Annotated in this window: 11 protein-coding genes; 6 read left to right on the plus strand and 5 right to left on the minus strand. The window is 59.4% G+C overall.

The genetic code is table 11. The features are described 5' to 3' along the window. A partial coding sequence (locus VL547_RS19120) for a hypothetical protein (protein WP_325580914.1) occupies window positions 1–620 on the plus strand: 620 nt, incomplete at its 5' end. After that, window positions 617–1,588, plus strand: coding sequence for a glycosyltransferase family 2 protein (locus VL547_RS19125; protein ID WP_325580916.1), 972 nt, complete (start codon window positions 617–619; stop codon window positions 1,586–1,588). The genes VL547_RS19120 and VL547_RS19125, both read left to right, overlap by 4 nt. Here VL547_RS19125 and VL547_RS19130 read toward each other — a convergent pair. Both VL547_RS19130 and VL547_RS19135 read right to left on the minus strand, forming a co-directional pair. After that, window positions 1,585–2,508, minus strand: a complete 924-nt coding sequence (locus VL547_RS19130) for a glycosyltransferase family 2 protein (protein WP_325580918.1) — start codon at window positions 2,506–2,508, stop codon at window positions 1,585–1,587. The genes VL547_RS19125 and VL547_RS19130 overlap by 4 nt on opposite strands. 5 nt (window positions 2,509–2,513) lie before the next feature. Then, window positions 2,514–4,997, minus strand: coding sequence for a YfhO family protein (locus VL547_RS19135; protein WP_325580921.1), 2,484 nt, complete (start codon window positions 4,995–4,997; stop codon window positions 2,514–2,516). Between the two features lie 68 nt (window positions 4,998–5,065). Between VL547_RS19135 and VL547_RS19140 the strand changes: the two genes are divergently transcribed. The 4 genes from VL547_RS19140 to VL547_RS19155 are packed head-to-tail and all read left to right on the plus strand — an operon-like array spanning window position 5,066 to window position 7,921. After that, a complete protein-coding gene (locus VL547_RS19140) occupies window positions 5,066–5,395 on the plus strand; it encodes a hypothetical protein (RefSeq protein WP_325580923.1) in 330 nt (109 codons plus the stop codon). After that, window positions 5,392–6,333: an ABC transporter substrate-binding protein gene (locus VL547_RS19145; protein ID WP_325580925.1), complete on the plus strand. Its 942-nt coding sequence runs from the start codon at window positions 5,392–5,394 to the stop codon at window positions 6,331–6,333. Before VL547_RS19140 ends, VL547_RS19145 begins: the two co-directional genes overlap by 4 nt. Beyond that, window positions 6,333–7,175, plus strand: coding sequence for an ABC transporter permease (locus tag VL547_RS19150; protein WP_325580927.1), 843 nt, complete (start codon window positions 6,333–6,335; stop codon window positions 7,173–7,175). The genes VL547_RS19145 and VL547_RS19150 overlap by 1 nt, the downstream gene beginning before the upstream one ends. Next, window positions 7,172–7,921 carry an ABC transporter ATP-binding protein gene (locus VL547_RS19155; protein ID WP_325580929.1) on the plus strand — a complete coding sequence of 250 codons (750 nt, stop codon included), beginning with the start codon at window positions 7,172–7,174 and terminating at the stop codon, window positions 7,919–7,921. The genes VL547_RS19150 and VL547_RS19155 overlap by 4 nt, the downstream gene beginning before the upstream one ends. 32 nt (window positions 7,922–7,953) lie before the next feature. Here the strand turns inward: VL547_RS19155 and VL547_RS19160 are convergent, their stop codons facing one another. From VL547_RS19160 to dapF, 3 genes are all read right to left on the minus strand, one after another. Further along, window positions 7,954–8,418: an NUDIX hydrolase gene (locus VL547_RS19160; protein ID WP_325580931.1), complete on the minus strand. Its 465-nt coding sequence runs from the start codon at window positions 8,416–8,418 to the stop codon at window positions 7,954–7,956. Beyond that, window positions 8,418–9,356, minus strand: a complete 939-nt coding sequence (locus VL547_RS19165) for a magnesium transporter CorA family protein (protein ID WP_325580933.1) — start codon at window positions 9,354–9,356, stop codon at window positions 8,418–8,420. Before VL547_RS19165 ends, VL547_RS19160 begins: the two co-directional genes overlap by 1 nt. Next, window positions 9,353–9,950 (minus strand): diaminopimelate epimerase (gene dapF / locus VL547_RS19170; RefSeq protein ID WP_325580935.1); only part of this gene is annotated, 598 nt, incomplete at its 5' end. The genes VL547_RS19165 and dapF, both read right to left, overlap by 4 nt.

The raw sequence follows: 9,950 nt of genomic DNA on the forward strand, positions 1-9,950 counted from the left end.
TCGAGGCCAATCCGGGCACCGATTTTTTCTTTTCCGCCTATCAGAACGTACACGAGGACACCGGCCGGATAGAACCCGTAAAGTTAAGCGCCATCGGCCGCGGCCGCCTGGAGAGCAGCCCCTGGTACTTGCTTGGCGCTAACTATATCGGCAACCCCAGTTGCACCCTCTTCCGCCAGGACCCGCACATCCTCTTTGACGAAAGGTTCAAATGGGTAGTGGATTTCGAGTTCTATATCCGGTATCTGAAAGCCCATGGAGCCTGGAAATACATCGACGAGCCGCTCGTCAATGTCGGCATCAACCCCACCCAGGTTACCACCTACACCTTTGGCGTCCCCGGGGTCCAGGTCCCGGAGAACCACCTCCTGCTGGCCAAAAACGGTCCCGAAAACCTGAAGAACCTGGTGGTCTACGATTATTTCTGGCGGCTCTACCGCAACCTGAACATCCGGAGCATCGACGACATAAGGAATGCCGGTTACACCGACCCGTTACCCCGGGCGCTGCAAAGCATGATCCGCTGGCAGCACCGGATACCCAAGACCCTTCTTAAAACCGGCCCAATCTCAAAAGGCCTGATGTTCGTACATTACCTGACACACTCAAATCGGATATGAAGGAAAACCTGGCGGTGATATTCGTCAATTACCGGTCCGCGGGCCTGCTCCTGGACGCGATCGGCAGTCTTTACCTGGAGACCACCGGCATGGCCTTGCAGGTATGGGTGGTGGACAACGATTCCAGGGACGATAGCCGTAACCGTGTCCTCGAAGCGTTCCCTTCCGTCCAATGGATCGATATGGGTTACAACGCCGGTTTTGCCCGCGCCAACAACGCGGGCATCCGCGCCGCGGGCGGCAGGGACGTGCTGCTCCTCAACCCCGACACCATCGTCCTGTCCCACGCCGTGGAGAATGCCTATAGGAAATTTTCAGCCAGCGACTACGTGGCCTGTGGCGTCCAGCTCCTCAACCCCGACCTCTCCTCCCAGATATCGGGTAACTTTTTTATGAAGGGCGGTCTCAACCACCTGCTCCCGTTGCCCTACCTGGGCGCCATCCTGCGCTGGCTGGGTTACCGCAGCGGGACAAAGGTCCCCAACGTCCGCGAGGCCGGCAGTATACACGAAGTCCAGTGGATCAGCGGGGCCTTCCTGATGGTCAAGCGGTCCGCCATCGACAAGGCGGGGCTGATGGACGAGGACTTTTTCCTGTACGCGGAAGAGGTCGAGTGGTGCAGCCGTTTAAACAAGCTTGGAAAGTTGTGCATTTACGGGGACGAGCACGTCATCCACCTGCAGGGCGAAACCGTCAAGGACGGTAAAGGATACACCGGGCTCACCACGGCCAAGGATTTCCAGCTGATGCTGTCCAACCACCTGCGGGTGCGCAAACAGTTCGGGGTGGGGTGGTTCTTTGTCCTGTTGCTGGGTTATACCTTTGGCTTTTGGGTGTTCCTGCTGGGGAACCTGGTCACCCTCCGCAGCCCGCGGCCGGCCTTGCAATTCGGCCGCAATGTCGCGCGCCTGTGGTGGTGGACGCCGCGTATCGTACGCGGGAAACCGTTTTTCTATAAAGTACTTTAACGCTTGTTATCCGTAAGCCCGCGCAGCGCATCTATCCGGAACCGTATGACCGGCATGGCCTTCGCGGGCTGTCCCCTCAACGTATACAGCGCGCCGAGCACAAAAGAGCCAAAAAGCTTATACAGGTACTCCCCGATCTTCCGGTAATACGCTCCGTGTCCGATGGCCTTGGTCCGCACGCTTTCCCCCCGCCCGATGCCCGAAGCCACGCGGTACATGTATTCCCGCGTCAGTTTGCGGATTTCGACGACGTGCTCGACCTTGACCGCCGGGTCGTACCATATGGTGCGGCCGAGTTCTTTTAGCTTGAAAAAAAATTCCTTTCCTTCCCCCCCGATCCGCAGCGTGCCTTTGACGCCGGGCAGCTCGGTATTGAAGCCGCCCACGCTGTCGAAGTCGGCCTTACGCACCACCATGTTCGACTCTAGCGGGTAGCGCTGGGGCGCGAACTCCACGGTGACGGGGCTGTAATCGAAGTTGCCGACCAGCGAGGACACGTAGTGCGACATCCACTTCGGCTCGGCGGGGATGTAACGGGGTATGATCCGGCCGCCCATGCCGCCCGCACCGGGGTGTTCTTTAAAGAATTCCAAAATCCGCGCAAGGAAATCCGGCGCCGCTACCGCATCGTCATCCATAAACACCAGGAACTCCCCCTGCGCCAGCGCCGCCCCGGTATTGCGGGCAAAGCTCGCCCCCTGCCGGGTCTCCGTCAGGTAGAGGAAACGCCCGTCGGGGTGCGTGCCGATATACACACGGCAACGGACCTCCGTATCGTCCTTGCTGTTGTTGTCGACGACGATGACCTCGTAGTCCGCCTTATCCAGCGTCTGACGGTACAGGCTGTCCATGGCGCCTGTAATATAGTCCTGGCGGTTATAGGAACAGATGACGACGGAAAGGCGTACGGGCTTTTCCATTCGCGTTAGGCTTTTGCCGCCTGCTTTTTCCGTACGTCGGTGACGATGGCTCCCGCCAGGAGCAGGAGTATGAGCGCCGCGCCGATGCCGCCGACTTTCAAACCGGTAAAGTAAGCGTCGGGATGGAACTCGAAACGGATCTCGTGTTTCCCCGGTTTCAACGGCAACCCGCGGAGCAGGTAGTCGGTCTTGACGATCGGGGTTTCGATGCCGTCTACATAGGCCCTCCAGCCTCGGCTATAGTAGATTTCGCTAAAGACCGCGAATTCGTTCGACGTGCTCGAGCTCCGGTACCAGGCCAGGTCGTTGTCATTCCTGATGAGCCCAATCGTGGCCGCGGAGTCGTGTTGGGGCATGAAGGGAACGTCTCCCTTGAAGCTGTTCTCCACGACCGCCGTGTCGAGCGGGTTGAAATTATCCAGGGCCTTCATCGCCGCCGCGGGGCCGTCCACGAAGTCCACGGTCTTGACCAGCCAGCAGGGGCCGAGCGCGCCCGGGTTCTGCTGGGCCTGCGCCTGGCCCGTTTGCCGGTCGGGGACGATAAAGTACTTGGTGTTTAGCATATTGTACACCGGCATGTTGATCGGCTGCTTGGAGAGCTGGTTGTTCAACAGGTCCTGGAACAGTGCCAGTTTAGCCGAATGGTACCCGCCGATGGCGTTGTGGAAGTAGGATGTCACGCCGTCGTTGAAGGCGTCGGCGGCAAAGTTCATGACACGATAGTAGGAAGTGTCCCGAAGGATCTGCTGGCTCGCCGGGCTTGGATTAAAGACGGCCGCCGCCTCGTCCGGGTCCTTATAGCTGTCGCCGTTCAGGTAGCGCAGGTCGACCTGGATCAGGTCTATAAAAGACAGGACGCCCAGGGCGCCCAGGGCGATCCCCTTTTTGATGCGGCCCTTGACCGCGAAGAAGAGGATCCCGGCCGCCAACGCCATAAACACCAGCGTCCTGACCAGGTCGCTCCCATAGATCGCCTGCCTGTCCGCCGCCGCGGCGTTGACGATGCTCCGTCCGATGGAGGCGTCGCCCTTGGCCATCTGCGTGAGCTGGTCTTCGATATGCTTGTCCCGGCTGGAGCGATAGCTGGAACCGAAATACAACCCGATCAACACCACCGCGAGCGCGCCCATGGCGATCGCGGCCTTTTTGAAACGGGCCAGGTTATAGGCCGTATCCCCTTCGCCAAAGAACAGCTGTTGCAGTCCCAGGATCGCCAGGATCGGGAAGGTCAGCTGGGGGATCACCAGGCTCATGGTTGGCGAGCGGAATTTATTGTAGGCCGGGAAGTGCTCGAACATGAAGCTGTTAAAGGCCATGAAGTTCGATCCCCACGACAGCAGTATGGCGAACACGGTCACCCCTGCCAGCCACCATTTATGCTTGCTCTTCAAATAAAACAAACTGAAAATGACAAGCGTCGCCATGACCGCCCCCAGGTAAACCGTGCCGAATACGCTGGGCTGTTCGCCCCAATAGGCCGGGAATGATTGGTAAACTTCCTGCGCCAGCTGCGGCTGGCTGTCCAGGTGGTTGTTGCTGATCGCCTCGGCCAGCTTGCCGTCCTGCGGTAGCGGCACTTCAGATCCGCCGCCATAGTAGTTGGGGGCTACGAGCGTAAACGTTTCGCCGACGCCTTCGCTCCAGTTGAAGGCGTATTTGATGTCGAGGCCCGACGATTTTTCCATCTTGCCGGAGGTCTCGTTCAGTGTCAGCGCCCCGTTCCGCTGTGTTTCCTTGGAATAGTCGTAGTTCGTTAATAAGGTACCCGCGTTGCTGATCACCCCGAGCGCACCCCCTGCGACCGCCAGCGCCGAGGCAAGCATGAAGCCCTTATATTGTTTGGTCCGGATCGCGTTCACCCCGTAGGAAATGGCCATGGCCACCGCCATGATACCGCCATAGTACGCGATCTGGATGTGGTTGATGTTTATCAGGAGGTAGGAAAACAACGCCGTCAGCGCCGTTCCCCACAGGTATTTGCCCTCGTAGAGCAGGAGCACGGAGCCGAGCACGAAGGGGACGTAGCCCATCGCCCAGATCTCCGTCTGGTGACCCGCCAGGATCAGCACCGCGCTAAAGCTCGCATAGGCGTAGCCGAGAGCGCCGATGATCGAAATGTACGGATTGACCCGCAGCACCAGCGCCAGGAAGTAAAAACCCAGGCACATCAGGAAAAAGTAGCTTGCGGGGCTGGGTAGGAAGAGGTTGAAAAGCGCCAGGAAGTAATTCATGGGAATCGGGTTGGTCTTGCCCATGGCGATCAGGAACCCCGGCATACCCCCGAACATACTGTTGCTCCACAAAGGATAGTGTCCGTGGGTACTTTTATATACCTCCATCTGGTGAACCGCCCCTTGCCATTCGGCGACGTCGTTTCCTCCGACTACCTTACCCTGCAGGGAGGGCCCGCAATAGATCGCGGCGACCAGCAGAAAAACGGCGATGGCCACGATATGCGGCACCAGTTTCTTCCAATTGAATTTGTTCATAAGTTGGCAAATTAAGGTCTTTTGCCGTAAATATTCAAAAGTGCCTCCCAGGCCGTAAATTTGCCCTTATGGCCTGGCTTAGAACGATGTCCCGGGTGGCTTTTATCGGCAATCTTGCGTTTTTAACCTGCGGCTTGTGGAACGTGGTGGCGCATGATCCCTTCACTCCCGGCGGCCCGGCTACCTCCGTCCTGTTCGTGCTGGGCGTCGTCATGAGCTTCTGGCTCAACCTGGTCGTTTGCGTGTGGGCCATCGTGGCCTGGAGGACCGGGAAGCTGGCCGCCGCCCGCGTCCCTCCCGATGCCCGCGTCGCACCCGTTGCCCACGTCCCCTCCTGGCTGATCTGGACCAACGGCGCATTTTGTCTTCTTCAGCTAATAGACTTCTTTATATTATGAAAAAGGTCCTTCCCCTCTTCCTGTTACTCCTCGCCGCCTGCCACCCCTCCGACCGCTCAGTCCCCACGGTAGGCTTTGCCGACGCCTTCGTCGACAACACGCTGGACCAGGCCAAACAGGGTTTTTTCGCCGCTCTCCGCGACAGCGGTTTTTCCGAAGACAAAAAGACGGTCCGCATACTCTACCGCAACGCCCAGGGCAGCCCCATTACACTCGCCCAGGTCGTCAAATATTTTGTTTCCGAAAAGGTCGACCTGATCGGGACCAACCCCTCCGCCGCTACTGTCGCCGCCCTCCAGGGAACCAGGGATATCCCGGTATTTATGATGGTCAGCCCGATCCCATCGCAGGTGAACGAGCAGAACGCCCCCAATCTATATGGCGTCGCCGACACCCAGGACTATATCGACACTTCTTTTGCCCTGATCAAGGATGTGGTCAAACCCCATGGCGCTACGCTGACCGTCGGCCTGATCTATGACCAGGCCGAGCCCCAGTCCGCCGACGCCCTACAGCGCATCGAGGCGCTCGCCCGGCAGCTACAGGTGACCGTGATCGCGCTCCCCGCCAACGCCACCGCCGACGTCCCGCTCGTCGCAAAATCCCTGCTCAGCCACAACATCGACGCCTTTTTTGCCATGCCCGACAACACCATCTTTGGTGCTTTCGAAACCATTGTCCAGTCTTGTGACGCCGCCCACGTGCCCGTCTTTACGAGCGAAGCGGGGCTCGTTGCCCGCGGGGCCGTGGCCGCCTACGGCGCGGATATGTACCAATGGGGCTATCAATCCGGCGCACAGGCCGCGCAATTCCTGCGCACGCGCTCCACTAACGGCATCCACTGGGCCAAGGTCATCGTCCGTAAACGCGTATTCAACCCCACGGCTGCCGCCAAATTCGGTTTGACGCTGCCGTCCACCTTCCAACCCCTCCACTGATGGAATTCTACGTTTCGGCGCTCATCCTCGGTCTCTGTCTCGCCGCCGTGGCACTGGGTATCTTCATCAGCATGAAAATATTCCGGATTCCCGACATCACCACCGACGGCAGCTACACGCTCGGCGCGGTCGTGACCGCCGTCCTGCTGACCAGGCATTGCCCGCTGATCGTCGTGATCCCCGCCGTCATCCTCTCCGGCGGTCTTGCCGGCTGCGCGACGGGTCTGGTCCACACCAAGCTCAGGATCGACGCCCTGCTGGCGGGTATCCTCGTCATGACCGCGCTTTATTCCGTCAACCTCAGCCTGATGGGCCGCTCGACGATACCCCTGGTGAACGTCACCAATATTTTCGCGTCGTATCCGTTAATCGCCGCCCTCGTCGCGATCGCGGTCCTCACGCTCCTGCTGTCCTACGTCCTGCGCACCGACTTCGGCATCGCCATGCGCGCCACCGGCGACAGCGAATCCATGACCCGCGCCCTCGGCGTCAACAACGACCGGATGAAGGTCATCGGCCTGGCCATCGCCAACGCGCTCACCGCCCTCGGCGGTTTTCTCGTCGCCCAGTACCAGGGCTTTACCGACATCAACATGGGGATCGGCGTCGTGATCACCGGTCTGGGTTCGGTGCTCATCAGCGACCGCCTCATCCGCTGGTTCCGTATCCGCCCGATCTGGCTGCAGCTGCCCGTCGTGATCCTGGGATCGCTCGTTTTTCAGCTCGTACTGGCCTTCACCCTATCCATCGGCGTGGACCCCAACCTGCTCAAGCTCATAACCGCCCTCTTCGTCCTGGCGATCGTCGGGGCGCCGGTACTCCGTCTCAAAAAAGCCGCATGATCCAGCTCAATGCCATCCATAAGGTTTTCAACCCCGGCGAACCCACCCAGGTGACCGCGCTCGACGGCGTTACCCTGGCGGTGGAGACCGGCTCCTTTGTTGTCCTCGTGGGCGCCAACGGCTCCGGCAAAACCACGCTGTTGAACGTCATCGCCGGCGCCGTCCTCCCCAGCTCGGGCGCCGTCGTCTTCGACGGCGCCGACGTCACCCGGCTGGCTGAACACCGCAGGAGCCGCTGGGTCGCGCGCGTTTTTCAAAATCCGCTCAGCGGCACCGCCCCCGAGCTCAGCATCCTCGATAATTTCCGGCTGGCCGCCCTCCGCACCAGCCCCAAGGGACTGCGCATAGGCGTGAGCGATAGCTTCCGCCGCCTCGTCCGGGACCGCATCGCCACCCTCGGCATGGGTCTCGAAGCCAAGATCGACCAGCCCATGGGCACCCTCTCCGGCGGCCAACGCCAGGCGCTCACCCTGCTGATGAGCGTCATGGACAAGACCTCCATCCTGCTGCTCGACGAACCCACCGCCGCCCTCGACCCGCGCTCTGCCGCCCTGATTATGCGCACGGCCGACCATCTCGCGCGCGAGTACCGGCTCACGACGATCCTCATCACGCACAACCTGCGCGACGCGCACACTTACGGAAACCGTTTGATCATGATGAGCGAGGGTAGGGTAGTCCGCGACCTAACCGCTGCCGCGAAAACGGCTCTCCAGCTGGCCGACCTCGCCGAGTGGTTTGGCTGACGCCCCACCCGCCTTTCGCCGCCGCTGCGCGATTAGGCTTTCCTGCGGCCGCGCACGATCTCCGCCACGATCTTGTCGATCGGCAGCGTCACCGAGCCCTCGCCAAAGGCCTCCCATTCCACAAACCGGAAGGTCTCCGTCTCGCCGGTGGCCCGGTACATCTCCATCTCCCGTTCGTCGAACTGGAACGGCTCGTCCCGGAGCGGCGCCCGGATCGGCTCGAGCGCCGTTACATAATAATAGATGGAAATGATCTGGTACTCCTTATTGAATGCGGACATCTGAAAAAAGTCCGTCGTATACAGGTGATCGTCCACCCGGACGCGCAGGTTCATCTCCTCCATGAACTCACGCGCCAGACAGTCGCGCGTGCCTTCCCCGAATTCCAGGCCGCCCCCGGGGAACTTGGTGATGTACATCCCACGGATGTATTCGTCGCTCACCAACACCCTTTTTTGATCGTCCACCAGGAGACCATAGACACGGATACTAAACATCAGAAGTATTTATTCCGGATAAAAAAGACGCAAGCGCTCCCGGAAATCGCCAGGCACGCCAGTGGCACCACATAAAAGGCCACCGGCGAATCCGCCAGCGGCAGCGGTATCTTCATACAAAACATCACCGCCACCAGCAACGGCAGCGATAACACGACTCCCGTCGCCGTCAGCCAGCGCAGGATGCTGTTCCGGTCCCCCGCGAGGATGTTGGAAAACGCGTTCATCGTGCTCGCCAGGATATTGGTATAGATGTTCGCCATCTCCAGCGCCTGTGCGTTGTCCACGATCAGGTCCTCGAGGAACTCCTTTTCCTCCTCGTTCAGCTGCAGGAAATTAGTCCGGACCATCTTGGCCATCAATGTTTCATTCGACCGGAGCGCCGTTACGAAATACACCATGCTCTTCTGGATTCGCACCAGCTGCAACAGGTCCTCGTTCTTTCCGTGCTGGTAGAGCTTTTGCTCCAGGAGGTTCCGGCGCTGGTTGGCTTCCTTGAGGTATTCCATGAAGTTCTGGACCACCTTTTCGAAGACCTTCAGCACCATCATATTCTTCTTGTCCGGGTTGCGGTTCTTGAACGTGTTCAGGAACTTCTTGATCGCCCCGTTCTCGAACGAGTTCACCGTAACGATCTGACCGTGCGTCAGGATGATACAGATCGGGATCGTGATATAATAGGCGTCGCTTTCGTTGAAAGAATTGTTCTCCGTCGGGGTGTTCAACACGATCAGCTTCACGTTGTCCGACGTCTCGTACCGGCTGCGTTCGTCGATGTCCAACGAATCCGTCAGGAAGTCGATCGGTATATCGAGCGTCTCGGAAAGATCGGCAAACTCCTCCTGTTTCAGCGGCGGCAGGATATTCACCCAAATGCCGTTCTCCGGCTTGTCGATCTCGATGGTCTGGCCCCCGGAATTCTTAAAATATTGGATCATTGAAGTTCAATTTCCCCTTTGAACACAAACGTGGCCGGCCCGCACAACCAGATGTCCTCGAAGTCATGCTCACTGACCTTTGTAAATTCCACCTGGAGCCTCCCCCCCAGCGTCTGCACGTCGACCTTCCCAGGTCCCTTGGCGCGCGCTCCCACGAGAGCCGAAGCCGTTACCCCCGTTCCACAGGAATACGTCTCATCCTCCACCCCGCGCTCGTATGTCCGTACGAAGATGCTGCCATCCGCGTTCAATTCCACGAAATTCACGTTGATGCCCTTTTCCGCGAAAGGCTCGCTATACCGTATGGCCGCCCCGGTCTCCTTCACCGCCACGTCCTTCACATTATCCACGTGCGTCACGTAGTGAGGCGACCCCGTATCCAATACATAGTGCCCATCCGCCTTCGTCACCTTGTGGACCGGGTTCATCTTCAACCGCACCCAGTCGCCGTTTCCGAGCGTCCCTTCGTGCACCCCATCCACCGCCGTAAACGTCGCGTGGTGCCCGATCAACCCGAGCTGGTGCGCAAAACGCACGATGCTCCGCCCCCCATTTCCGCACATGCTCCCCGCCCGGCCATCCGAGTTGAAGTAC

The organism is Dinghuibacter sp., from assembly GCF_035492835.1.
Lineage (GTDB): Bacteria > Bacteroidota > Bacteroidia > Chitinophagales > Chitinophagaceae > Dinghuibacter.